The organism is Mucilaginibacter gracilis (assembly GCF_003633615.1).
In the GTDB taxonomy this organism is placed as follows: domain Bacteria; phylum Bacteroidota; class Bacteroidia; order Sphingobacteriales; family Sphingobacteriaceae; genus Mucilaginibacter; species Mucilaginibacter gracilis.
In genome coordinates this window covers 4,296,716-4,321,819 of record NZ_RBKU01000001.1, presented here as the reverse complement: position 1 = coordinate 4,321,819, position 25,104 = coordinate 4,296,716, and the positions used below count along the sequence as shown (strand labels likewise).

Below are 25,104 nucleotides of genomic sequence, written 5' to 3'. Positions count from 1 at the left end.
ATCAATACAATGCCATGTTTTAGCTAATATTTTGTTTCTCGTTTAATAAACAACTATTGCTCGGCTTATATGTTTAATTTTACGCCCGGTTAACCCAATTAAATAACGATGACACAGAAAATTCCGCCTACGCTTGATAATGATTTCTATAAAAATATACTGGAAAGCCTGGAAGACTATTGTGTATTTACCACAGATACCGACTATATCATAACGTCGTGGAATAAAGGGGCCGAGCATGTTTTAGGCTACACCGAAGTAGAGATTTGCGGCCAGCATGCACGGATTATTTACACCGAAGACGACTGTAAGAACGGCATACCGGAGCACGAATTTGCTGAAGCACTCGAAAAGGGCCGCGGCACCGACGAGCGCAACCACCAACGCAAGGATGGTTCGCTATTTTGGGCCAGCGGGCTCATATTTCCATTAACCGATACCGACAACAAGCAAATTGGCTACACCAAAATTCTGCGCAATTTAAGCCGGAGAAAGGAAGCTGAAGATGAAGCCCTGGAGGCACGCAAATATGCCCAAAGCATTGTTGAAACCTCAAAGGAACCGATGCTGATTCTCAATTCCGACCTCACCATTAATTCGGCAAGCAAGCCTTTTTTCAAACTTTTTGATCTCGAAAAAATACAGACCGAAGGAGTAAATATATTTGAAGCCATCGCCCACAAGCTGGATACCAAAGCCTTGGCCAAAGAAATGCAGCATTATGATAGCTTTGAAAATTTTGAGCTGATTTATACCCACCGCAATAGCGATGAGCACGTTTTGCTGGTTTCATGCCGTAAAGTTTTTCAAACCTTCAAATCCATCGGCCAGCATTTACTCACCTTTCACGATGTAACGCTGCAACGCAAACTTGAACAGGCTAAAGAAGATTTTATAAGCGTAGCCAGCCACGAACTTAAAACGCCAATCTCGGTAATACGCTCCTACACGCAAATACTTAACATTGAACTTAAAGACAAGGTTAACGAACGTGTAAATACCACCATAGGGCGCATTATGGTACAATCCGAAAAACTGAGCCGCCTCACCTCGTTCCTTTTAGATGCCTCGGCATTTAAATCAGGCACTGTGCAACTCAAAAAAGAGCCATTTGTACTACTGGAACTGGTTATCGACATAGTGCAGGAGATGAACCAGGCCAATACCAAACACCATATTGCAGTAACAGAAATGAGCGATGTATGCGTGCTGGCCGATAGGATGCGGATTAGCCAGGTACTCACCAACCTGCTTACCAACGCAATTAAATATTCGCCCGATAGCGTAAATATTGATATCGATTTAACTGTGGACGAAAAAAAGCAGATAGTCCGTACCTCCATAACCGACCATGGTATTGGTGTACCTGCGCAAAACCAGGCCAGCTTATTCCAGCGTTTCTCGCGCACCGATAATATGAAGGCACAAAAAATAGAGGGGTTTGGCATGGGCCTTTATATAGCAGCCGAAATAATTAAAGCGCACAACGGCAGCATCGGCGTTGAAAGTGACGGTTTACAAGGTTCGGCCTTTTACTTCGATTTACCTTTTTTACACCCACTAAGTACCCGAAAATAACAGTAACATGAAGCCATAATCATTCAACTTTATTTGTATTACAACAACTACCTTTACAGCCGATGGATATTCAAAGCTATATTAACAGTGGAAACCTGGAGTTATACGCACTCGGATTAGCTGATGCCAATCTTACAGAAGAAATATGCGCTTTGCGTTTAGCCTATCCGGAGATCAATCAAGAACTTGAAGAAATTGAGCTAACCACCGAAAAGCTAGCCAAGCATCAAGCTATAGCACCCAATCCGCTATTAAAAAACAGGATTATGGCAGCCCTTGATGTGGCCCAGGAGGCCATCAACCTGGATAACCTGCCGCCAACCGGGAAATACTCAAACTACAAAAGCTGGCTAAAAGCCGTAGAACACCTGATACCCACCCAACCGTTTGACGATTTTTTTGCACACGTACTACAGCAAAATGAAAAGATAGCGCAAACCCTTGTGGTTACCAAATTAAACGTACCCGACGAGATACACGAGGAGGTGGAAGAAAGCTTTTTCATCCTGAAAGGGACCTGTACCTGTACCGTGGGCCGGGAAATATTTACGCTAAACGCCGGCGACTATTTAGATATTCCCCTACACACCAATCACGATATTTGCATCAATTCGCCTTATTTAATTGCTATATTACAGCACAAATTTGCTTAATAAACTTTCAATGCACACTTAACCGGTACAATTAAAATAGCAATAACCCTCAAACCAATTGTTATTTTTTTTTATTGGCATAGTTATGGCAACACCCTTGTTACATTGCCATTTATTAATCGCTAATGCCAGCATCCTTACTTAATAATTTCGAGTTATTGCAATTGCTCCGTTCCCGTAGCATTACCGGAGCCGAAGCTTTGTACGACCAATATGCCCCAATATTGGGATTAGCTATTTTTAGGATAGTTGGGCAAAAAGAGCTAACCCACATCATTCTTGAAAAAACCATTTGTAAAATATGGGACACCGTTGTGCTATATAATGAACAAGAAACTTCCCTCCTTAACTGGATGCTAAACACAGCAAAAACACTCGCAAAAGAAGCTATTGCCCTTCCCGTTGCAGCAATTACTACCTAAACTATATAAAAAACAACACGATATGATTTTGTTTGGGCGATATTTTACAACGCAACAAGTAGCAGCCCGGCATCATCAACCCATTTGGGTAAGGGCAACTATTGACACATCCCGGCAAACGTAGCAGCAGCTGTTAGGCAAGCCTAGCCAAGGTGTTTCTCGAAGCACTCACCTTCCCTAACTCATTTAATGTAAAATAGCCAATACATTCTCGGTAACCCGCTAATATCCAAAACTACCTTCCGCCTCATAAATTTACAACCATAGCAGCATACCCTTTTGTTACCCCCCTGCGGAAAAACCTGCGGGGAACCTTTAAATAAATATGGTATTCGCCACAAATATTTTTTTACTAAACCAAAATCATAAATAAATGCAGTTTAATTATGATTTTTAAAAATGCGCCATAGGTGCAAAATGTTGGTATACCATTAACCCGTTGTTGTAGTTGTTGCGCAATGCTTCTTTTATTGGTTTCGCTACTAATATGTAAGCCAAATGTGGCTACCTCTTAACCAAACAATATTCAATTATAAATTATAAAATAGCATAACCCTTATTGTAAAACCCTCTGGGTGTGCTTTTAGCAACTTGCATTAATATTATTTTTACTATTATTATCAATAAAAAATTAGTATTTTTATTGAAATTAAAAACCTAATTATATGGAAAACCCAAAAAACCATGGTGGTGAGCCAACGCCGCCAAGCACCCGTATTTCCCTTGCAATAGCAAAAATAAGAGTAAAAGCATGGTTAGATGCCATGGCAACCCTGCCTATGTTTAAAGATAAACCAAAACAAATACCCCGGGCACTATATATATCTATGAAAGATATAACACAACTTGAAGAAGATTGCAAAAAATATTACAAACACGATAAGCTGGAAGGCATACGTATTTATTTTGGCCTGGCCGGCGAATTAGAACCTATAACCCGCTCTTCAGCTGATTTGCGCGGCATGGCGGTACCCGTTTTAAAAGTACCTCACCACTCTGCCGGTAAAGATGCAGTGTACTGCAACCTAGAAAACCCCGATCCTAATGATACCAGTATATACGATTTTACTGCACCATGCCCGGCTTATTGCGACCTAAGCAGCGAGCTATATTTACCAGTGAGTTAATTAATTATACAAATAGTAAGATTTAGCCGCTCACTCAAAAACAATTAAATACCCGGAGTTAAAAACATCACCTTAATATTTACCTTTACAATGCTTTGTCTACGCGTTGTTGTAGCTGGGGAAACTACCTTTTTTAACATGTCCCCTTAGACGCTGTTTTAAAACACCAAAACAACCGTCATTGCGAGGTACGAAGCAATCTCTACGCAGGACAAACTGACTTACAGAGCGGCTCTGTATAGTTTAGAGATTGCTTCGTACCTCGCAATGACGCGGGGGATTGATGTTTTTATTCTTTATAATCATTTACAATTGAATGAATAGATAAATTTACCACAGTGTGAAACACATATACACCACAATTATTATCCCCGCAACTTCTTTACTCCCTATTTTAATAGGCTATAAAAAAAAGGTTTTTATAAGCAAATATTTAGCAATAATATTTGCTTATTTAATTTTTGCGGGGATAATGATTTTTCCCGAAAGGATATTAGGCTCGCATCACATCAATAATTTACCTCTGCTGCATTTTTATACCATTGTCGAATTTTTATTTATTGCGCGATATTTCCAAAAAATTTTTCAAACTAAATTAATAAATCAGGTTGCCACTTTAATAAGCATTGTATTCACTATTTTAAGCATCCTAAACTTTATATATATTCAGGATATTTATCAGTACAATTCTTACCCAAGGCCAATTGCGGCAATAATTATCATATTTTTTTGCATATACCATATATTTTGGCAGGCCGAAAAGCAGCAAGAGAAAGCCTGGCTTAAACAGCCGGAAAACTGGATAACCGTGGGGCTGTTAGTTTATTTTTGTAGTTCTTTATTTTACTTCGCTTTTCTTAATATTATTTACCAGAGGCCTACCCTAACGTTATATTTTATTCTTGGCGACGTTCATGCAACACTTGTGTTATTGATGTATGTGCTATTCAGCAAAGGCTTTTTAGTTTATAAAAATGAACGATAACGTTGCGGTGCTCCTCACCATCACCACGGGCGGTATATTTATACTGGTTATTTCTTTTATACTCCTTTTTGTACGCAACCAAAACCGCCTGCTCAAAAAACAGGCCGAACTGCATGAAACCAAGCTGTTGCACCAGCATGAGTTGCTAAAAACAATCATCGTTTCGCAGGAAGAAGAACGGGGCCGGATAGGGCAAGATCTGCATGATGATGTAGGTACGGCCCTGTCAAACCTGCGCCTCACCATTGAGATGTTCACCCAGTTGCCGGCCAGCGGGCTGGATAAATTTTCTGTCGGCTGCAAAGCCATTATTGATAAAATTATTACCGATGTAAGGCATATCTCGCATAACCTATCGCCGCCCGGTGTAGCGCATTATGGTTTCGCGGGCGCACTCGAAGAACTGTGCGAAATGATGTCGCAAACGGGCGCCATCAGCATCACTATCGATAACAATTCGGCCTATACAACCGATGGGTTGGGCACCATTAACGCGCTATCGCTTTATCGCGTTATGGCCGAGTTGATAAATAACACCATTAAGCATGCCCGGGCAACCAAAATTTTTATTTCGTTTACCGAGGCCGAGGATAGCGTTGAAGTACTTTACACCGATAACGGGATAGGCACTACAGCCACCATAAACCCGGCTAAAGGTATGGGTATGCAAAATATAGAAACACGGCTAAAGGTAATTGGGGCAACGCTGTTACCTCAATTACCGGCGCATACGGGGTACAGTTTTAGGTTTATTTTAAATAAATGAGATGAGCATAAAAGTTGCTGTAGTTGACGATCAAAACATTTTTAGGCAAAGCCTGTGTTTTTTAATAGAAAGCATTGCCGATTTTGAGCTTGTTGCAAGCGCTGCCGACGGCGATACACTGCTGGCAACTTTAGCCACTTTACCCCTACTGCCAGATGTTTTGTTGATGGATATGAGCATGCCCGGTATGGATGGGATAGAACTCAATACCATACTAAACAAGCGGTTCCCCACAGTTAAGGTTATTGTTTTATCGGTACACGGGCAAAACAGGCTTATCTCTAAAATGATTTCGGCGGGGGCAGCCGCGTACTTGGTTAAAAACTGCGACCGCGACGAACTTATAACTGCTATAAAAACCACCTATACAACCGGCTATTACATGAACAAGCAGGTGCTGGTAGCGATACAAGAAAAAAATAGATCGGTGGGTAAGCTAAAACATTTTGACGCTTATACCATACTTACCGACCGCGAAATACAGGTATTGGAAATGATTTGTAACCAATATGCCAGTGCCGAAATTGCCGAAAAACTTTTCATTAGTGCGCGCACGGTAGAAGGGCACCGCAACAATCTGCTCTTAAAAACCCAAAGCCGCAATACTGCGGGCTTGGTGCTTTTTGCTATAAAGCACCAACTATTCACCCTTTTTTAATCTGCCGCAATTTAAAACAGGTATTTATACCTGTTTATTAAAACGGGCATTTGTGCGCTTAACAAAGTACCGACAATTGTACAAATTTGTTTTACTCGCAAGCACAACAGCTTATTTGTTATGATAAGAAAAGGTTGGTTACACTGCGGGTATAAACTTAAAGCATATGCCACAAAATTACGTCACCGACAGAACAGTCCCATGTACCCATTGCGGTAACAACATTGATAAACACGCCATTCCCTTTATCCAGTCTGACGAAGCCACAAACGCCCTTGCCGTAAAACTACAGCAACAGTTAGATACTGTTTTAGCAAAGGCTATTGCCAAAGGGTATTCCCTGCCACAAACAGCGGTAATGGCGGGTGCTGCCATTGCAACGGTAGGCTCTAAAGTAATTAAGGTAGCTGCATTGTCGGGAGCAAATGCGTCTACAATTTTGGGGTTTATACAAGGTAAGTCGCTGGGTACAGATGTGGTTTTGTTAGGCAACAACGTACCGCTGAGCGATTATAAAACTTTGCTACTTGAACCGCTTACAACACAAATTAACACACTAAATACCGGCCTGGCTGCAATACCCGCGCCTACATACCCTATAGGTGCCTGTGCTGGCCAAAAAATGATACAATATATTGTTAATCAATCTAACCCTAAAACAGGCAGGATAACAAAAATAAACATGGCCGAGATCTTTTGGAAAACAGGGGGCAAGTCCGTCTGGTCTACCGGCCAGTTGGTGCCATCATGCAATACCTGTAACCGGGTTTTGCCCATGCTGCTTTGCAACTATAACAGTGATCGCGAGCAGGTACCTTACAAACTAACCTGATATTATTTAAAACAATTACCATAAAAACTAAAATTATGAATCTTCTGCAATTAGGCTCACAAGGCAGCGATGTACAAAAACTTCAAAACCAACTGATAGCGCAAGGCTTCCAAATAGCTGCCGATGGTATTTTTGGCCCTGGTACCCAGGCTGCCCTTAAACAGTACCAGCAAAGCAAGGGCCTTACCGCCGATGGCATAGCAGGTGCAAACACATTTAGCGCACTTGGCGATAGCGTTACCACCGCTACCGGCATCAGAGGCATTGATATATCGCACAATAACGGTGCAATAAATTGGGCCATACTTGCCACCGAAGTAAGCTTTGTTTACTGCAAGGCCAGCCAGGGCAACAGCTTTAAAGACCCCATGTTTCAGCAAAATTTTCACAGGCTGGCAGTGGCAAATATCATCAGAGGAGGTTACCATTTCCTCAACTTCCAAAACTCGCCGGCAGATGTGCAGGTAGAAAACTTTTTAGCCTGCGGCATTGATTATTCCGTAATGAATGTGCTGCCCCCTGTGTTAGATGTGGAGTGGCAGGTACCGCAAGCCCTTAACGATTATATTAAGCCTAACAGAACGGCTTGCGTTCAACTCGTTGCCGACTGGCTTTCGGCGGTAGAATTAAGAACCGGTCGTGTACCAATGATCTATACCAACCCCAGTTTTTGGCGCGACTTTTTGGGCAACCCGAGCGGATTTGAAAACTACCCGTTGTGGACATCCGGCTACAGCAATAATCCGCCTGCTATGATACCAGGTTGGTCGCACTATACTTTTTGGCAAAACAGCGGTACGGGCAAAATAAGCAGTATTAATGGCGATGTAGACACCGATGTATTTAACGGCGAAATGGACGACCTGATTCGGCTGGCATCACCTTCTCCCCAGCCTATCATCTAAATTAAATTACTGAAACAACACGGTTTTGAATAAATAGCCACAGATAATAATTAAAAACAAACTAAATAATCAGTATTATGGAATCAGATCTTTTATCAATTTCGCAGCAGTTTTCCGGACTGCCAATGGATGCGCTTATCGGCGGCCCGCTTAACGCAGCCGCACGTGCAAATGCCGCAATGGCCATGACGCAAACCAAATTTATGCTCGACACCTGTTTTGCCAAAACAACAGCACCGGCAATAACCAAAACGGCCGGTACACCGGCGATGTATAACGCAAAAGGTGAATTAGAAACCCCCGCAGTGTTGGGAACCCCCGATGTACCGGAGCATGACAATTATGTGCCTGTAATGGTAGTGATGTCGTTAACAAGGGGGGTTATTACTCCCGGGGTACCCGGTAAAAAAGGCGACCCTAACGCCACCCCGAAAATAGAAGATACACCCGGTACGCCAACTACCATCCAGAGCATGACCACGCAGTTTAACCTGCCGTTATTAACCATAGTGCCACTAAATTCGCTGGCTGTTGATACGGTAGATATTAGCTTTGAAATGGAAGTTAAATCCAGCTTTTCTGAAGAAACATCCGAAGCGAAATCAACCGAAAGCAAGGGCGAGGGTAGCTTTGAAGCAAAAATGGGCTGGGGTCCATTCTCGGTAACCGTAAGGGGTAGTGCCAGTTACGATTCAAAAGACTCGCAAACGCATAACACCCATTACGAAAAAAGTAACTCTGCAAAGTATACAGTTGCTGTGCATGCAGCCCAATTGCCACTGCCAAAAGGTGTTAATACTATAATTGAGGCGTTCTCTCAATCCATATCGCCAATAACGCTCGAAGCTTCTAAATAAACAACAATTTATTATACAAACCAGCTAATACAAACAGGCGGTTAATAACCTTCTGTTTGTATTAGCTTAGTCAACTTAATTATGCCTGCAGTAATTGATCAGCCTTTCATGCCCGATTTCAGTAAAGAACTGGATATAGAGTCGCTGATCAGCGCGCCCCTTGTAGCAGTTTCAAAAGCTAATGCTGTAATGGCACAAGGCCAAACCCGGTTTCTTTTAGAATATTGCTTTAACAAAAAAGGCGATAACCATGAGCCTGTAATGATAAGGATGGCGCTTACCCGGGCTGTTATATACCCTGCACAGCAAGCAGAACCCGGAATACCGCCAACACTGGCCTCGGCGCCGGGTGTTACACCGGTAGTATTGGCCAACGAAGGTATGCCTGCAACACCGGCCAGGCCAAAATCAATTCAAAACGAAATCACTTACTTTGAACTGCCGTTGTTAACCATTGTACCGCTTAATTCATTAGCGGTTGATAAGATCAGTATTGATTTTGATCTCGAGATTACTTCCACAACGGCTAAACCTACAACAACAAATAACGATACCAATAATAAAATAACAGACCAAAAGCCACAACTATACGGCAGAATAAGCAATACCACAGGCAACGACACCAATAACGCTGATAAAAGTAATGTTACCAATAACACTACCACTAAATTAAAAGTAAATATAAATGCTGCCACACTGCCTTTGCCAAAGGGGGTGTTAGCAATTATTGATATGTATACCAAGGCCATACAACCTTCGCCTGCCGAAAGTAAATAAATTTATAAACCCTTAAAGTAAAATAATCATGTTAAACCCCGACCAAAAAATACCTTGCCCTATTTGCAATGCCACCATCCTTTTTGATGTAAAACAATTGTTAATGGGTATACAATTTGGCTGCCCTAACTGCCATGCCTCGGTTGGCCTGGCTTCAGAAAGTAAAGAACTCGTGCAGCAAACCATGCATAAAATAGAAGAGCTAAAGGCTGGTGCTTCTAAATAAGTTAACGCTAATAAACTAAAAACATGATAAGTTTCAAGCAATTTGTAACCGCTATACAAGACGCCATAGTAACCGCCAGTGATGCCATAATGGACAAAAACATTTCGCTGCTGGACAAGTATTTTACAGAAGCCCCTAAACCGGCAGGCACAGATAGTAAACATACGCTCATACCCAAATCGGTTATATTGGAGTACCCGCATTTAACCAGTAACGGCGAAGTAGAAAACCTGGAAGTTGCGGTACCGCTTATAACGCTGGTACCGTTAAGCATGTCGAAAGTTGAAAAAGCTTTTTTAACAGCTCATTTTGAAATGGAAATAGTAGATGATGAGGTTCAGCTACATTTTTCTGATAAGGGCAGCACCGGCTTGTTCAATAAAAAGCCAAAAACTGCCTGGGGTAAAATAGAACTTACATTTTCGCCGCAAGAAACACCCGAAGGTTTTAAATTGCTCATTGCCGGATATGAGGATATACTGAAACGGCAAATAGCATAAACGGAATTGCCATGAATACTAACCAATTTTTCAATGACCCGAAGCGATTGGCTACTCTATCCGATGATTAAGGCTGATTTAAAATATCAAAGCCGCTTTTTGAGCGAACAGGTGTATTATCTTTTAAGCTTTTGATTTAAAACATATAAATCATAGGGTAAAACAAACTGGCATTTTTTGCCCTGTAAAAAAACGATTATTTTTTTCAGTTCTTCAAATTTAGCAACATCATAAAAAGCTGGGTGCCCTTGTAAAACAATAACGTCTGGATATTTACCAATTAAATTATTGTATTGAATTACAAACTGATCAAAATTGGGCACACCAGTTGCTACTTCCATATTAACGCGGTTATTCATATGTAATATACCACGTTCATATCCCGACTTTTTGCCATCCAATAAAACAACTTTGTAATTTTTATTTTCAGCAATAACCCTCGTGGTATTGCTGTCCACAGCATTATAAGGCGATCCAAAAGTGTGCATTTGTACTCCCAACAGCTTAAATACAATGGAATCGGCCGTGTTAAAATGCTGCTTTTGAAATTGGTATCCTGTGCCATCAAACTCCCTTTTATCTCCGCCAGGCGGGTTATTGTTTGTATGGGTGAAGCCATGGTTCCAAACCTCGAAGATGTTTTCGTTCTTATCGTTTTTTGCGGCAATATATTTTGAATACGCTTTCAGTGCCGTGCTATCCAACCGTACAGCTATTACGCCGATAGCCGTCTTTATTTTCATATCCAATAAATAATCAAGTACGGGGGCAGCGTTACTTGTACCATTTTTGCTACCCAGGTCATCCAATTTCAAAATCACCATCGGTTGTGCGTTTGCATGGCCAAATGCCAATATCAGGTTGCATAACAATGCGAAACCTATAAATCTTTTTTTTATCTGTAACATCAATTCTATATGTTTTTTTTGTGGGTTCGCTATTGCCACTCGGGACCCTACTTGGCCTTTGGTTAACGGATGCTTTTTTTTTTAAGTATTTTGAATGTTTACAAAATTATCAATCGCGCAATTGCTAATTTACCTTATGCTGCTTCCCACAAACAAATTGTATTTAAACGCAAATCTATCTAATGGGAATTGTTTATCGGGTTTAACAATATGGATGGCTTCGTTGTTACAGTTCAAAATAAAATTACTAATAAGCATGCAATTACTTGATATTAGTTTTTGTTCGCAACAAAATAACTTTTAAAGTCAATCAAACGGGGCATGATGAAAAAATAGCTGAATTTATGGTCGCGCATAAAAGGTAGTTTTGCTATGGTTAATCAACTTTATCATGAAATTAAAATTCTTTTTTGGCATTCTTTCTGTTTTCTCAATCCACTTTGCATTCGCTCAATCACCCAAATTTATTTTATTAGATCCTGCGCGCCTCTCGTCTAAAAAAGCGAGCTATAAACAAGGTGAGTCAGCAGTTGTAAAACAGGTACAATTAGTTATTAAAGCCGCCGATAAATTACTTGATGATAAGCCTGCATCGGTAATGGAAAAGGCCTTTACGCCACCAAGCGGATCGAAGCACGATTACATGAGTATGGCACCCTACTTTTGGCCCGACCCTAATAAAGCCGACGGCTTGCCCTACATCAGACGCGACGGAGAACATAACCCGGAAATCAAAAAAATAACAGATGATGATTTTTTGAACGAAATGGTAAGCAAATGTAAATTTTTATCGCTGGCCTATTATTTTACAGGCGATGAAAAATACGCGAATAAAGCATCCCAGCTTATAAAAGTGTGGTTTATAGATAGCGAAACCCGGATGAACCCCAACCTTAATTACGCGCAAGCTATACGAGGCGTAAACGATGGGCGTGGTATTGGTATTATAGAGTCGAGGTGCCTTTGTAATTTGGTTGATTGGATGGCGTTGTTAAAAGGTTCCAGGTTGTTTACGTTTGAGGGTGGTGTAAAGGCTTGGTATAAGGATTATCTTAATTGGCTTTTAACCAGTAAAAATGGCATTGACGAGCACAACGCCAAAAACAACCATGGCACGCACTATGATACCCAGGTAATTTCATACGCGCTTTACTTAGGCGATACTGCACTGGCCAAAAAAACACTCGAAGCCGATAAAAAAAGAATAGCACTACAAATTGAACCCGACGGAAGACAGATGCTTGAGTTAGAACGTACAAATGCGCTTGGCTACAGCAGCATGAATTTAATAGGATGGAGTAATATTGCTACCCTGGCCGGTAAAATAAATGTGGATATTTGGAACTACACCACTACCGACGGAAGAAGCCTGCACAAAGCTTTTAACTGGTTAGCCCCTTACGCCCTGGGCGAAAAACCCTGGACAGAGTACAAACAAATTAGTCCGTTTAAAAAAGACGACTTTTATCAGCTATTAGTTGTCGCCTCCAATAAATATGGCGAGGTTGATTACATTAAAAAATCAACATCAATAAAAAAGAACGACAAAATACAGTTAACAGACTTGCTGTACAATTAAACCAAACAATTTAATAATAGCTGTAAGGGGGCAATTAGCAACAGTTAATTGCCCCCTTATTTATGCAACCATCCGATGCGAACGAAACTCCCTTTGAAAGGTAAGAGGGCTTTTACCGGTAATGAGCTTAAAATATTTGTGAAAGCATGCCGAATTGTTGAAGCCACACTCGTAACATAACTGCTTAATAACACGGTCGGTTTCTATAAGTAGCCTGCAGGCATAGCCAACCCTAATCTCTATTAAAAACTGCGAATATGTTTTATTTGTTCGAGACTTAAAGTAGCGACAAAAAGAGCTTGGGCATACGTTGGCAAGCGAAGCTATTTCATCCAAACGAATCTGATTTTTAAAATTTGCATACGAATAATCAAAAATAGCTTTGATGCGTGGATCGGAAATAAGCTCCGTACCCGGCATATAACCTATTGACGACAATTGTTCGCGGGTTTTCGAAGATGCAATAGTACCCAGTGCTTCAATAAGTAAAACTATCCTGTTTAAACCATCGGCATTTAGCATTTTTTTAACAATTTGGGCTGCTAAATCTTTTTCTTCACCGCCTATCCTGATACCGCGGCCGGCCTCATCTAATAGCGTTCGTATCATCTTGCTTTCCGGTAAATGCAGAAAATCCTCCCCAAAAAAATTACGGTCGAAGTAAACAGCGCTGGTATTAACGGCTTGCATAGCATCCTCCATAAAATACTTGGTATCAAACTTAAAATAGTGCGGAAGCTCGGCCCCAATTAAAAACATATCACCTGCTTTAAAAGGTGTTGCATGGTCGCCAATAAATAACATACCACTGCCTTGGTTAATATGTACCCACTCCAACTCGGTGTGGTAATGCCATTTATTATCGAAATGAGGAGAAAAATCATGCTCAACATGAAAAGATTGTGCTGGGGCTTTAGCAATTTTAAAATGCTGCGGCCTATTAGGCTTCTGGAAAAATTGGTTCATAAAATTGGTTATTTTATAACTTCAAATTTATGAGCCGCATTTTGATTGTAACGGTGTTAAAAATTCAATAATTGCATGTCTAATGTCCGCCGCCCAACATATAGTGAGTATTAATTGGGATGGGGTTCATTGTAACCGGCATGTTCGCGTGGCGAATAGTTAAAATGTTCCTTAAAACATTTTCTAAAATAATTTACATCTAAAAAACCAACCATGTAGGCCACTTCGTTAACGGTTAACTGCCCGCCGGCAAGTAACTGGGCCGCTCTTTTAATCCTTATTGTTCTAATAAATTCAATACCTGTTTGGCCTGTGAGCGATTTAATTTTTTTATAAAACGATGTGCGCCCCATTGCTGTTTCCTGGATAAGGTGCTCAATACTCAAATCCGGATCGCCCATATTTAGTTCAATAAACTGTAATGTCTTATTCAAAAAGACTTCATCTAAGCTCGTAATGGCAATATTTTGCGGATCGAGCTTAATTTCTTTTCGGTAACGCAGCCTAAGCTTTTGCCTGTTTTCAAGTAAATTCCAAACACGGAGTTCCAATAAACTCATACTGAAGGGTTTGGTTATATAATCGTCCGCACCTGTCTCAATCCCCTCCATCTTAAAAATAAACTGTGTACGCGCGGTTAACAAAACTATGGGGATATGGCTCGTCTCTAAATCCGATTTTAGCTTCACACAAAGTTCAATCCCATTTAAACCCGGCATCATCACATCGGTTACAATAATATCCGGAATTACTTTTTTGGCAGTAGCCAGCCCTGCCAAACCGTTTGTTGCCGTATAAACGTCAAAATCGCCGCTAAATCCATCCTTTAAAAACTGTAGTACGTCGTCGTTGTCTTCTATCAGTAAAATCATTAAGCTATCGCGGGTTTCTTTGCCAAGTATTTCGCTTTTTTTGAGTGCTAGCTTTGTTTGTATATTTTGGTCAATTTCCTGATAGTTTAAAATATCCTCCCCATCAACCAAGCGGGTACCCAGCTCATTTTGTTTAAAGTGCATATTTCCCAGTTGCATTTTTATTATAAACCTTGCAAAACCATTTTGATGTGGCGTTTGCTGCTGGCTTTCAACACTAATTTCTCCATAATGTAACTCCACCAATTGTTTAGAGAAAGCCAGGCCCAAACCATTGCCTTCAATCTTCAGGTTATGGTCTTCATGGTAAAACTGGGTAAATATCTTGTCTATTTTATTGGGGGCAATACCGTAACCATCATCTTCAACTTTCACCAAAACACACCCATTATCGCTATCTTTAATCACGCTGATTACTATTTCCCCAAAGTTTTTGCCAAACTTTATTGCGTTGGATAAGAGGTTAAAAAAAACTTTCTCCAACTTGTCAACATCAAACCAAACGTTTATTTCATCAGTGTTTTTGATTAGTTTAATGGTCATGTTTTTGGCAGTCGCAAGCCCCGCAAAAGCCACCATTATCTCCTCAACAAAGGCTATGATATTATTTTCTGTTACCTCCAAATGCATTTGACCGGCGTCTAGTTGCTTCTTATCCAGTAACTGATTTACAAGGTGCATCAGTTTATTGCCGTTCCGTTGCATAATGCCTAATTGCTGCTTTATTTGGTTATAGCTAACCTCGTCAGTCATCATACGCTCAATAGGAGCTAAAATCATGGTCAGCGGTGTCTTAATTTCGTGCGAAATATTTACAAAAAAGCTAAGCTGATTACGGGCCAGTTCCTGGTCTTTGGCATGGTTAATAGATTCAAATGCCAGTTCCGTTTTTAAACGCTCGGTTCTTTTGGAGTAAATATTGAACAGGTAAAGCAAGTAAATAACCAAAGCCAAATAGGCACCGTAAGCATAAAAAGTTTTATACCAGGGCGGTAAAATAATTATTTTTAACACCCTTGGTATATTGTTCCAAACACCATCGTTATTGGCTGCCTTGATTTTAAAATAGTAAGTTCCCACATCTAAATTGGTGTAAGTTGCACTTTGCTCACCGGTTAAATAATGCCATTCACTATCGCTAAAACCTTCCAACTTAAACGCATAACTATTTTTATGCGGGGCTATGTAATTTAACGCAGCAAATTTTATGGTGAATGAGGTTTGATTATGATTTAAGCTGATTTGAGTAGTTTCGTCAATAGGTTTTTGCAGCGGCGAACCCTCTGTTTTAAAAGATACCGATTTATTGAAAATTAAAAAATCGGTGAATACAATATTGGGCTTTACGCGGTTTACCTTTATTTTATCGGGGTCAAATACCGTAATTCCATTTATTCCGCCAAATATAAGCTTACCATTGGCAGCCTTTAAAGCCGCGCCGTTACTAAACTGGTTACTTTGTAAGCCATCCTCCACACTATAGTTTGCTATAACAAAATCGCTTTTATTAAACGGTACGGCAAATCGCTTTAAATCAATAGAAGATATTCCTTTATTGGTACTAATCCAAAGGCGGCCCTTACTATCTTCCAATATTTCATGAATAGTATTGTTTGCTATTCCTTTTTCTTCATCTATACAGTAAAACCGGCTGCTTTTAGTATCAAAGTAGTTTAGCCCGCCACCATCGGTACCAATCCATAAGTGCCCATTTTTATCTTTGCAGATACTTAAAATGGCATTACTGGTTAAGGCATAGGGCTTTTCAATATTTGCCGGGTAATGCGCTATTTTGTTCAACTTTACGTTTAAGCAATCAAGCCCGTTATTTGTAGTACCAACCCATAAATTATCTCCGGTTTTAAGCAAAGCTGATATTTTGTTATCGCTCATATGGAAAGATTTTAGCGACCCCGATTTTGATAAATAATACAAGCCGCTAAAATTGGTTCCTATCCAAAGCCCCTTCTCGTCGTTCAGTAATACTAAATTTTGGATAACGCCCGATTCCGTTGGTCTGGGAAGGATGTGCGTATCGCTAAACGTTTTGGTTGTTTTGTCAAATATAGTAAGGCCATTGCCCGTGCCAATCCAAAGTTTGGTGGCGTCGGTTGTATTTTGGGCAATTCGCTTAACACTGTTGCCCAGCAACTCGCGCATAACGCCGTTGTATTGATAATAACTGTTATTGATTTGCAGTGCGCTATCTACATGGTTAAGGCCGCCATCGTCGGTACCCATCCAAAAATCTCCCGGCTTATCCTCAAATATAGCGTTAACCACATTGTACGATAAGTTATTTTTGCCGCCTTTTTTTAAACCCATGTAATAGAAATTGTCAAATTGGTTATAAACGCAATTCACCCCTCCATTAAAAGTGCCCAGCCAAATGTTATGTTCATCATCCGTAAAAATTTCCCTGATGGAATTTTGGCTTAACGAATTTGGGTTTAAAGGTTCGTTAATAAAACTTTTAATTTGACCTGTTTTTATGTTGATAACATTTAAGCCCTTTTTTGTACCGGCCCAAATTACTTGGTCGTCAACCTCTAACAAAGCGCGAACGGTATTGCTTAATAAACCGTTCAATTGGTCGTAATTGGTGCAAATACCGCTTTTAACGTCGTAATATATCAGTCCTTTGGCCTCGGTACCAATCAAAAAATTATGGTGCCGATCTTGTAAGATGCAACGAACCACCGTGCCCGAAAAGTTGTTATTTTTTAATAAAGGCGCTGGAACAGGTATGAGCTTTTTTTGTGCCGGGTTGTATATTTTTAGCGACTTACCATTGCCGATCCATAAATTTTGGTAACTATCCACATATAAGCACTCTACTTTGTTGTTACCGCATAGGGCAGATTTGGTTAGCTCGCCCGGCGGGCCAGATTTACTTTTAGGATTTATAAAGAATAGCCCCTTGTTGGTGCCAACCCAAATAACATTAAATTCATCCTGCGCAATGTTTAAAACTATATAATTAGAATCGCCGTGTGGTAACGTAAAACGGGTGAAATTATCTTTCAGCGGATCAAATACATTGATGCCATTTACCGTGCCAACCCAAATACGGCCGCCACTATCTTTAAATAGCTTATTGATCTTGTTATTGCTAATGCTTGTAGCGTCGTTAGCGTTGTTTTTATAGATTGTAAAATCAAGGCCGTTAAACTTACTTAAACCATCGTAAGTACCAAGCCACATATACCCTTTATCATCTTGCAAAACAGAAAGTACCGTATTTTGCGGCAAACCGTTATCAACGTTGATGTTCTTAAATATCAACGTATTTTGTGCATAGGCACCTGTCTCACTCCAAAAAAAAAGCAAAAAAACGCAAATAGAGAAAAACAGCTTTCTTATCAATTGCACGGTTTATAAAATGGTTATCTGTTAAAATTGGCTAATCTAAGTAACTAATTTTTTGTTGGATAAACAATAATAACCGGTTTTTGCATCCCCATTAAATAAGGGATAAATATTAATAAATGTATTTTTTTAACGTGGTGATAAAGCAATTGCTGGCTTGCCCTTTTCCAAATTATATTTACGGGTTAGTGCTTCCATGTAATAATAGTCGGCGTAGCTTAGGGGCACGTCTATTTCACTGTTCGCGGGTTTAGATCCAGTGCTGTGCAACAAAACAAATCCCTTATTGCTCCCGGCATTGGCCATATATTTCTGCGTTAAGCTTTCCATAATAGCATCTGCCTTTTTTAAATATTTTATTCTGGCCTGGCTGTAGCCGCTCAGTTCATACAGTGCCGATGCTACTATTGCAGCCGCCGAAGCATCGCGAGGCTCGTTTGGTATGTTTGGCGCGTTATAATCCCAATACGGAACCAGATCGCTTGGGAGATTAGGGTTCTGAAGAATATATTTCGCAACATTCTCGGCCTGTTGAAGGTATAATTTATTACCGGTTTCACGGTAACACATGGTGTAACCATAAAGTGCCCAGCTTTGCCCCCGCGCCCACGCCGACTCATCGGCATAGCCCTGGTGGGTTTGTTTTTTTATTACCTCACCTGTTTCAGGGTCATAACTTACCAAATGATACGAACTATAATTAGGGCGAAAGTGATTTTTTAAGGTGGTGTTTGCATGGCTTACAGCAATTTTGTAAAAAGTAGAATCGCCAGAGAGTTTTGATGCCTCAAAAAGCAATTCCAAGTTCATCATGTTATCAATAATTACCGGGAATTTCCATTCCTTTTTATCCCATGATTTAATGGCGTCTACTTTAGCACTGTACCGTGTTGCGAGCGTTTTGGCAGCTTCAATAATTACCGTTTTATAGTGCTTATTGGCGGTAATTGCATAGCCGGTACCGAAGCTACAATAAATTTTAAAGCCCATATCGTGCGTTGTACCATTATTTTTTTCGGTTTCTAAACGCAATGTATAAGCTTCGGCTAACTTTAGCCACTTTGCATTGTTTGTATGCCGATACAATAACCATAGTTCGCCGGGGAAAAAGCCACTACACCAATCTTTTGACGGAACGAGTTTAAGTTGCCCATCAGATAGCGTGCGCGGCGATACTCCAGTGCTATCCCGGTGCCGCGCTTTAATTATCTCTGCCAGCATTAAATTTGTTTGGGCTTCGGCTTTCTTAAACCCTGTTTCAACTAAATTTTGAGCTGATACCGCGGTACAGGTTAATATTAAAACAAAAGCAATAGCGAGCGTGTTTTTAAAATTCATTTTTTTTAATTGCTATTAATTTAGCCAGATCAATGGGTTTCTTACAGGTAAGTTCCTGATTACTTCGGGAACCGTTGGATTATGGTTGAGAGATTTCCAGGTGCTAAACCACTGGTTATTGAGATACGCAAACGCACCGAACAGCAGTGACGGTTGCGCAACGGGCCATTCATCCCAATACATTACATCGTGCCGAAAGGGCCATTTACTTTTATCAAAAAGATAGGGATATAGGTATTCCACTCCTTTTTTTATCCCTTTGCCATCCGGGGTATAAAAATTCCACAAATTGTTTTCGGGCGTTGAAAGTATCTGGCAGAGTGTTGCCAGTGCATCAAGATCGAAAATTGAATAACCATAGGGCTTTGTGCGTTTTAGCTCCAGTGGCAGGCTCCCGTCTGCTGCCATTTGGTTGGGCAGCAATATGTTTTTAAAACGATTGATACAAGTATCAGTAAGCACCTTGTTTTTGGTAAAACGGGCAAAGCAGGCTACCTGCATTGTCCAACAAGTGCCGTGGTTGTTTTTAGCAGCCTTTTCTTCTAGTCCGTTTTTACTGGTTGTTAACCAGCTAAGGTATTGTATAAACCAGTTACGTACCTGCCCTACTAATGTTTTATCCATTGCCGGGTCGCCTTCCATAGCCATAACGCCCTGTGCTACCTCCATTAACTGAATGGTATCAATAATGCCAATTCCCCTGCCGGTAGTTAAGCCTTTTATAGCCTGTGCGTATTGTAAATTGGGGTTCATCAGCGTTTCGGGGTTGGCAAACCATGCACGCAGGTGTAAACTTGCTTGTTTAATGTATTTAACCTGGTGGGTAAGTTTATAGGCTGATGCCAGCGCGCCTATAATTTGGCTAAAACGGATCATGGCCAAACGGTGCGCGGTAAAATTATCCGGATTGGTTAATCCGTCTTTTTGAATATAGGGGGCCGAGGGGTCTTTGGGGTCAGGCCACCAATAATCCCCTTCCGAATAAAAATCGTGTTTGCCACCCGCGCTACGTGCCGAGCTTTGTGCCGTAATGGTAATTGGCTGCTGCCGCATTGCCCATTCGGCCTGTGCCATAACATTTTTGTTTAAAACCGCCTTAACATCGTTTATAGTTAAACTATCGTTTTTGGGCTGTTGCCAGGCAATATTGGGCAACAAAACTGCCAAACCAAAAAACCATAAACATGTTAGTTTTCTCATACCTTATTTATAGCGCTAAAAAAACAGTTGGTAAACCTGCCGAACTTACACCAATTGTGCTACTGCCATTATTAGTTTTTACAGATATTAAGGCTCTCCCATTGTAAGCCTGCACAACGCGGGAGCCTCTGCTTGTACCAACATTATCCAGCAAAGTTCCATCTCCGGCCAGCGAAAACGTGATTGTATTTTTTGCGTCGAGGCATTGTATTCCCTGGTCGTCAACAAGATTAACCTGCACAGTAACTACTCCCTCGGCTAATGATACTTTTTTGATAATTATTTTTGATGGTTTCGACCATTTTTCGGTTTGATACATCTGGTCAATTTCGTCGGTCAAAACAGTACCACCGCTTTTGGCGACTACTTTTAAATGATTGCTGCCCGGTTTAAAAACAACATCCCAATGAAAACCCGCCGCCGGGAAATCGGCACTGTTTCGCTTTTTAACGCCGTAACTTTTACCATTAGCAAATAACTCAGCCTCTGTACAATTTGAATATACTTTAACCATTTTCAATTCGCCCGCTTTGCCCCAACGTACCGGCCAGTTATGCCCGTATATATGCACCATTGGCTTATTGGCCCAGTATGATTGAAATACGTAATATGATTCTTTCTTTGTAAGATCATGCTCAACCACACCTTTCTGGTTAACATACGGAACCGGGTTTTCGGGGCGCAAAGGCGTTGCAAAATCCTTAAATGTCCAAAAAGCAGTACCTGTTAACCATGGCATCGTTTCCTGCTCTTTCAGGGTCCAGTCAAACAAATCACATATATAACTTTCGCTCCAATCGCCGTCTCGCGATACCCGCGCATTTCCACCGTGCAAATTGGCATCGCCCAAACGCTCATCGGCCCCTTTGCCCGTTGGAATATTATTTAAAAAACCCTCCGGATCTTCCGAATTGCGTAAGGCTTGGCTATCACCGCCCCATTCAATATGCAGAAAATGCTTTACCAATTTAAACTCGGTTTCTGTAGTATACTTATAATCTTTATATGCACCCCGGTACCACCCTGCCCATATTGAAGGTGAATAAACATCTACGATATCTTTACAAAAATCGCATCGGCGGATGGCGGTTTTACGTGAAGGATCCAGCCGGTGTGCGCGGTCGTTCTGTTCGCCCATAAATGTCCTGATCTCCTGTTTATCAAAGTCAGAAAAATCACCTTCCCAATCGTTCTCATTACCAAGTCCCCATATAATAACCGCGGGATGGTTGTAATGTTGTTCTATCATATTGGTTAGCATACCGCGGGCCTGGTTTTTATATACATCGCCGCCAAGGCCACCGCGGCACCAGGGCTCCTCTTCCCACACCAGAATGCCAAGGCTATCGCACAAGTTTAATATGATGCGCGATTGCTGGTAATGCCCCAACCGTATAAAGTTTGCCCCCATGTCTTTAATCATCAACATCTCCTTGCGCATCATATCTTCAGTAACAGCGGCGGCAACACCGGCCTGGTCATCATGCCGGTGCGTTCCTTTAAGTAATAATCGCTGCCCGTTTAGCTTAAAAGGGCCATAATCTACAAATTCAAAATTACGGAATCCAACTTTTTCCGTCTGCATAACGGCACCTGTTTTGCCAATAACGCTTACCTTTAAGGTGTATAGCGCAGGATTATTGGGCGACCATAACGAGGGGTTTTGAACGCTGAACGAACTAACCGCAATATCGCCTTTCAGTCCTTTTAATTTAATTTGCGACGAATCTACTACGCGGCCTGCCGGATCGAAAAGGCTGCTCTTTACAGTAGCCAAAGAATCCTTACCGGGATTATAAAATCGTAGCCTGACGTTAACCAGGCCCGCTTTTTTTTGAAGATCGACGCTGGCAGAAGCAAAGACTTTATCGATTGACAAGGAGGGTGCATAAACCAGGTTCAGGTACCTGTATATGCCGCCATACACACAAAAGTCCGACAAGCGCGAGGGGATACTTTCCAGATCGCGAGAGTTATCACACCTAATACTGATGGGTACTTTACCGCCAAACTGTTTTTTACAAACAGCCGTTTTTTTAAAATCTTCTGCCGCCTTTGTAATATCTACCGTCCATTCATCATACCCGCCCAAATGCGATCCTACTTTAGTAGTATACAAGTACACATCTGTTTTTTGCCCGGCCCCTTCAAAATGAAGTAAAGTACGCCCATAGGTGTAGGGGTTTTGCACATCTATCTGCGTGCGGTACCAGCCAGGGCCCTGATAATAATTGCCGGTTGGGTCAACAGCATCGCGGCTATTAAAACAGTGCGGCAGGCTTACCTGGCTCCAAACCGGCACGCTCTCGGGGTTACCAGCAGTAACCGGCCTAACAGCTTCCCAAATTCCGCCAATATCCTGTTTTAAAAACTGCCAGTTATTGTTGATACGGCTTGTTTGCTGGCCATACCCGTAAACTGATAACAATATTAATATTAAACCTAACTTAATTTTTTTCAACTGTAAGCTTTTTTTTCTTAGATGTTTTGTTTTCGCAATGGCAAACCCTGGCCCCTAAGGTTCGCAATTGCTTATGGGGCCGGGCTTTTCATTTTTAAATTAATCAGGGTTTATAACTGTTTTTTTAAGAAGCGCACTTTACCAGCCCGTGTTTTGCGAAGCTGTAGGAATACCAGGATTAAGTTGTAATTCTGAAATCGGTATCGGGAAACAAGTATCGCGCATCGATACATTATTGTACGGTGTTGAGGCACTTACCTGGCCCGTATAGCCATAGGTTGATGTGGCCGATGATGTAGGCGCCAAAGGTGTTGCCGGGAACAACAGCGGCCCGATGCTGTATGCAGCTTGTCCTGCTGTAATATAGGTATACATATTTTTTTCAACAGTATAAAAAGTACCCCAACGATAAAGGTCCATTTTGCGCAGGCCTTCGCCACCCAATTCTAAAGAACGCTCAAGCATAATCTCCTGCCTAAGTGTAGCCTGGTTCCAGTTGGCAGCTACAGGTAAATCGCATTGTGTGGTATAGTTAAACAAAGTAGCCGTTGCTGTGGCAGTAGTACCTGTTGTTGGCGCGCTAAATGTAACTGTAGGTGAGGATGTGTAACCGGCTCCGCCGTCGGTAATGATTATCGCGGTAACCTTACCGCCCGAAATTGTAGCCGTACCCACCGCAGTGCGTGTACCGCCGCCACCAGTAAAAGTAACAGTTGGCGCAACAGTATAGCCTGTACCAGCATTAGTAATGGTTGTTGAACTTACATATACACCGTTAAGGTTAATACCATACCCCCGCTCTCTAACCATATTAATGTACCCTATATTAGTAGCATTGGGGCCATTTATTTCATTGTCAGCTTCGGCAGCCATTAACAGCACGTCTGAGTACCTAAGCAGCGGGTAGTTTGTACCACCAAAGTTTTTAACGCCATAGCTGGACGCTGTTTCATATTGCCTGCGCCATTTAGCCATAGACCGGCCCCAAACAGCAGTTGCCGCTATAGTAATCGGGGCACCGGTAATTACCTGCCCGGTATAGTAAAAAGGTGCTAAAGTCCAATCCCTACGCAAATCGCCTTTGCCAAACGAGTTGTAATAGGTACCGGTGCCCTCATACAAACCTTGCATAAAACCAGCTTGCGTATTGGTATTATTGATACCTATTGTAGAGCCAAAACGCTCATAATTAAAGTTTACCTCCGGGTTGGTGCTGTAAAACTCAACTTCCCAAATACACTCCTGGGTATCTTCAACCTTAGCACTTTCGTTAATAAATATTTTTGTATAGTCGGCATTTAAGCTGTGCATGCCGCCGCTTATAACTTTTTGTGCATAATTTTTGGCTTGTACAAAATACGCTGGATTACCTAAGCGGCCCGCCGCACTTAAATAAACCCTGGCAAGTATACCATCAACGCAATCTGTTGATACACGCCCGGTAGTGCCCCACACTGCCGATGAGTTAACCAAACCTTCGGCGGTAGTCATGTCGGTAATAATTTTATTGTATATCTGTGCTTTTGGAACGCGTGGAAAGTTTATATCGGTAGGGCCGGCGGTTGGTACAAGCTTTAAGGGTACACTACCCCAGTAGCTTACCAAAATAAAATAATAGTAAGCTCTTAAAAACAAAGCCTCACCCATAATTTCGTTTTTTGTTGCTGTTGCCACCGGCGAATTTGGTAAGGTGGCCAATAACAAATTAGCCCGTTCTATACCGGTATACATATCGTTCCAGCAATTAGTAAAATTGGCGTAAGACGAGCTTGCATTATAACACGCTGCCGATACGTTTGCCGAGCTGCGCGCATAAATATCATCGGTAGAAGTACCGGCTTCCAATGATAAAAATCGCGAATAGGTAGATTCATCCGTATTACCCAATTCCGAATACACATCCATCAACGCCGAAGTAAGTTGCGCAGGTGTGCTGTAATAGGTTGTAGGTGAAACCGAATCTTGCGGAAGAACGGTTAAAAACTTTTTACACGAAGTGAAAGCACTCCCGGTAAAAATAATTATGAGAAACAATATTTTCTTTTTCATGATTTTATTTTTTGCTTTAACAGATCACTGTTTTCAAGTTGCTTTTTTGAAAAATGATGATGAATGTTGTTTAGCG

The 25,104-nt window shown here is 41.3% G+C and carries 20 protein-coding genes; 13 read left to right on the top strand and 7 right to left on the bottom strand.

Going from position 1 to position 25,104, the window contains the following annotated elements; all coding sequences use genetic code 11:
• Nucleotides 1-108: 108 nt before the first annotated feature.
• The 12 genes from BDD43_RS19160 (at nucleotide 109) to BDD43_RS19100 (ending at nucleotide 10,286) form a co-directional block, all read left to right on the top strand.
• Nucleotides 109-1,578: an ATP-binding protein gene (locus tag BDD43_RS19160; RefSeq protein WP_121199186.1), complete on the top strand. Its 1,470-nt coding sequence runs from the start codon at nucleotides 109-111 to the stop codon at nucleotides 1,576-1,578.
• 62 nt (nucleotides 1,579-1,640) lie between these two features.
• Nucleotides 1,641-2,231 carry a cupin domain-containing protein gene (locus tag BDD43_RS19155; RefSeq protein WP_121199185.1) on the top strand — a complete coding sequence of 197 codons (591 nt, stop codon included), beginning with the start codon at nucleotides 1,641-1,643 and terminating at the stop codon, nucleotides 2,229-2,231.
• Nucleotides 2,232-2,356: 125 nt separating this feature from the next.
• The gene (locus BDD43_RS19150) at nucleotides 2,357-2,653 is read left to right on the top strand and encodes a hypothetical protein (RefSeq protein WP_121199184.1); all 297 of its coding nucleotides are present in this window, start codon (nucleotides 2,357-2,359) and stop codon (nucleotides 2,651-2,653) included.
• 665 nt (nucleotides 2,654-3,318) lie between these two features.
• Nucleotides 3,319-3,780 (top strand): hypothetical protein, encoded by a 462-nt coding sequence (locus tag BDD43_RS19145; protein ID WP_121199183.1) that lies wholly within the window; start codon nucleotides 3,319-3,321, stop codon nucleotides 3,778-3,780.
• Nucleotides 3,781-4,754: 974 nt separating this feature from the next.
• A complete protein-coding gene (locus BDD43_RS19135) occupies nucleotides 4,755-5,531 on the top strand; it encodes a sensor histidine kinase (protein WP_121199181.1) in 777 nt (258 codons plus the stop codon).
• Nucleotide 5,532: 1 nt separating this feature from the next.
• Nucleotides 5,533-6,189: a response regulator transcription factor gene (locus BDD43_RS19130; protein WP_121199180.1), complete on the top strand. Its 657-nt coding sequence runs from the start codon at nucleotides 5,533-5,535 to the stop codon at nucleotides 6,187-6,189.
• Nucleotides 6,190-6,355: 166 nt separating this feature from the next.
• Nucleotides 6,356-7,021 (top strand): hypothetical protein, encoded by a 666-nt coding sequence (locus tag BDD43_RS19125; protein ID WP_121199179.1) that lies wholly within the window; start codon nucleotides 6,356-6,358, stop codon nucleotides 7,019-7,021.
• A 35-nt stretch (nucleotides 7,022-7,056) separates the two neighbouring features.
• Entirely contained in the window at nucleotides 7,057-7,926 is an 870-nt protein-coding gene (locus BDD43_RS19120) for a GH25 family lysozyme (protein WP_121199178.1), read from the top strand.
• A gap of 77 nt (nucleotides 7,927-8,003) precedes the next feature.
• Nucleotides 8,004-8,783, top strand: a complete 780-nt coding sequence (locus tag BDD43_RS19115) for a DUF2589 domain-containing protein (RefSeq protein ID WP_121199177.1) — start codon at nucleotides 8,004-8,006, stop codon at nucleotides 8,781-8,783.
• An 81-nt stretch (nucleotides 8,784-8,864) separates the two neighbouring features.
• Nucleotides 8,865-9,560, top strand: a complete 696-nt coding sequence (locus tag BDD43_RS19110; RefSeq protein ID WP_121199176.1) for a DUF2589 domain-containing protein — start codon at nucleotides 8,865-8,867, stop codon at nucleotides 9,558-9,560.
• 28 nt (nucleotides 9,561-9,588) lie between these two features.
• Nucleotides 9,589-9,786, top strand: a complete 198-nt coding sequence (locus BDD43_RS19105; RefSeq protein WP_121199175.1) for a hypothetical protein — start codon at nucleotides 9,589-9,591, stop codon at nucleotides 9,784-9,786.
• Nucleotides 9,787-9,809: 23 nt separating this feature from the next.
• Complete coding sequence (locus tag BDD43_RS19100) at nucleotides 9,810-10,286, top strand: DUF2589 domain-containing protein (protein WP_121199174.1); 477 nt, start codon at nucleotides 9,810-9,812, stop codon at nucleotides 10,284-10,286.
• Between the two features lie 116 nt (nucleotides 10,287-10,402).
• Here the strand turns inward: BDD43_RS19100 and BDD43_RS19095 are convergent, their stop codons facing one another.
• The gene (locus tag BDD43_RS19095) at nucleotides 10,403-11,194 is read right to left on the bottom strand and encodes a DUF2334 domain-containing protein (protein WP_121199173.1); all 792 of its coding nucleotides are present in this window, start codon (nucleotides 11,192-11,194) and stop codon (nucleotides 10,403-10,405) included.
• A gap of 391 nt (nucleotides 11,195-11,585) precedes the next feature.
• Between BDD43_RS19095 and BDD43_RS19090 the strand changes: the two genes are divergently transcribed.
• Entirely contained in the window at nucleotides 11,586-12,773 is a 1,188-nt protein-coding gene (locus tag BDD43_RS19090; RefSeq protein WP_121199172.1) for an alginate lyase family protein, read from the top strand.
• 60 nt (nucleotides 12,774-12,833) lie between these two features.
• On the opposite strand, the gene BDD43_RS19085 is transcribed toward BDD43_RS19090, so the two are convergent.
• The 6 genes from BDD43_RS19085 to BDD43_RS19060 form a co-directional block, all read right to left on the bottom strand.
• The gene (locus BDD43_RS19085) at nucleotides 12,834-13,739 is read right to left on the bottom strand and encodes an AraC family transcriptional regulator (protein WP_121199171.1); all 906 of its coding nucleotides are present in this window, start codon (nucleotides 13,737-13,739) and stop codon (nucleotides 12,834-12,836) included.
• A gap of 110 nt (nucleotides 13,740-13,849) precedes the next feature.
• On the bottom strand, nucleotides 13,850-17,983 hold the full coding sequence (locus BDD43_RS19080) for a hybrid sensor histidine kinase/response regulator transcription factor (protein WP_121199170.1): 4,134 nt from the start codon (nucleotides 17,981-17,983) through the stop codon (nucleotides 13,850-13,852).
• A 126-nt stretch (nucleotides 17,984-18,109) separates the two neighbouring features.
• The gene (locus BDD43_RS19075) at nucleotides 18,110-19,318 is read right to left on the bottom strand and encodes a glycoside hydrolase family 88 protein (protein WP_121199169.1); all 1,209 of its coding nucleotides are present in this window, start codon (nucleotides 19,316-19,318) and stop codon (nucleotides 18,110-18,112) included.
• 15 nt (nucleotides 19,319-19,333) lie between these two features.
• A complete protein-coding gene (locus BDD43_RS19070; RefSeq protein ID WP_121199168.1) occupies nucleotides 19,334-20,518 on the bottom strand; it encodes an alginate lyase family protein in 1,185 nt (394 codons plus the stop codon).
• A 7-nt stretch (nucleotides 20,519-20,525) separates the two neighbouring features.
• Nucleotides 20,526-22,979 (bottom strand): glycoside hydrolase family 2 TIM barrel-domain containing protein, encoded by a 2,454-nt coding sequence (locus tag BDD43_RS19065; RefSeq protein WP_121199167.1) that lies wholly within the window; start codon nucleotides 22,977-22,979, stop codon nucleotides 20,526-20,528.
• A 138-nt stretch (nucleotides 22,980-23,117) separates the two neighbouring features.
• Nucleotides 23,118-25,028, bottom strand: a complete 1,911-nt coding sequence (locus tag BDD43_RS19060) for a RagB/SusD family nutrient uptake outer membrane protein (RefSeq protein WP_121199166.1) — start codon at nucleotides 25,026-25,028, stop codon at nucleotides 23,118-23,120.
• Nucleotides 25,029-25,104: the final 76 nt, after the last annotated feature.

Excerpts from the sequence above, each read along its gene's own strand:
- BDD43_RS19160 (WP_121199186.1), top strand. The coding sequence starts at position 109 with ATGACACAGAAAATTCCGCCTACGCTTGATAATGATTTCTATAAAAAT.
- BDD43_RS19155 (WP_121199185.1), top strand. The coding sequence starts at position 1,641 with ATGGATATTCAAAGCTATATTAACAGTGGAAACCTGGAGTTATACGCA.
- BDD43_RS19150 (WP_121199184.1), top strand. The coding sequence starts at position 2,357 with ATGCCAGCATCCTTACTTAATAATTTCGAGTTATTGCAATTGCTCCGT.
- BDD43_RS19145 (WP_121199183.1), top strand. The coding sequence starts at position 3,319 with ATGGAAAACCCAAAAAACCATGGTGGTGAGCCAACGCCGCCAAGCACC.
- BDD43_RS19135 (WP_121199181.1), top strand. The coding sequence starts at position 4,755 with ATGAACGATAACGTTGCGGTGCTCCTCACCATCACCACGGGCGGTATA.
- BDD43_RS19130 (WP_121199180.1), top strand. The coding sequence starts at position 5,533 with ATGAGCATAAAAGTTGCTGTAGTTGACGATCAAAACATTTTTAGGCAA.
- BDD43_RS19125 (WP_121199179.1), top strand. The coding sequence starts at position 6,356 with ATGCCACAAAATTACGTCACCGACAGAACAGTCCCATGTACCCATTGC.
- BDD43_RS19120 (WP_121199178.1), top strand. The coding sequence starts at position 7,057 with ATGAATCTTCTGCAATTAGGCTCACAAGGCAGCGATGTACAAAAACTT.
- BDD43_RS19115 (WP_121199177.1), top strand. The coding sequence starts at position 8,004 with ATGGAATCAGATCTTTTATCAATTTCGCAGCAGTTTTCCGGACTGCCA.
- BDD43_RS19110 (WP_121199176.1), top strand. The coding sequence starts at position 8,865 with ATGCCTGCAGTAATTGATCAGCCTTTCATGCCCGATTTCAGTAAAGAA.
- BDD43_RS19105 (WP_121199175.1), top strand. The coding sequence starts at position 9,589 with ATGTTAAACCCCGACCAAAAAATACCTTGCCCTATTTGCAATGCCACC.
- BDD43_RS19100 (WP_121199174.1), top strand. The coding sequence starts at position 9,810 with ATGATAAGTTTCAAGCAATTTGTAACCGCTATACAAGACGCCATAGTA.
- BDD43_RS19095 (WP_121199173.1), bottom strand. The coding sequence starts at position 11,194 with ATGTTACAGATAAAAAAAAGATTTATAGGTTTCGCATTGTTATGCAAC.
- BDD43_RS19090 (WP_121199172.1), top strand. The coding sequence starts at position 11,586 with ATGAAATTAAAATTCTTTTTTGGCATTCTTTCTGTTTTCTCAATCCAC.
- BDD43_RS19085 (WP_121199171.1), bottom strand. The coding sequence starts at position 13,739 with ATGAACCAATTTTTCCAGAAGCCTAATAGGCCGCAGCATTTTAAAATT.
- BDD43_RS19075 (WP_121199169.1), bottom strand. The coding sequence starts at position 19,318 with ATGAATTTTAAAAACACGCTCGCTATTGCTTTTGTTTTAATATTAACC.
- BDD43_RS19070 (WP_121199168.1), bottom strand. The coding sequence starts at position 20,518 with ATGAGAAAACTAACATGTTTATGGTTTTTTGGTTTGGCAGTTTTGTTG.
- BDD43_RS19060 (WP_121199166.1), bottom strand. The coding sequence starts at position 25,028 with ATGAAAAAGAAAATATTGTTTCTCATAATTATTTTTACCGGGAGTGCT.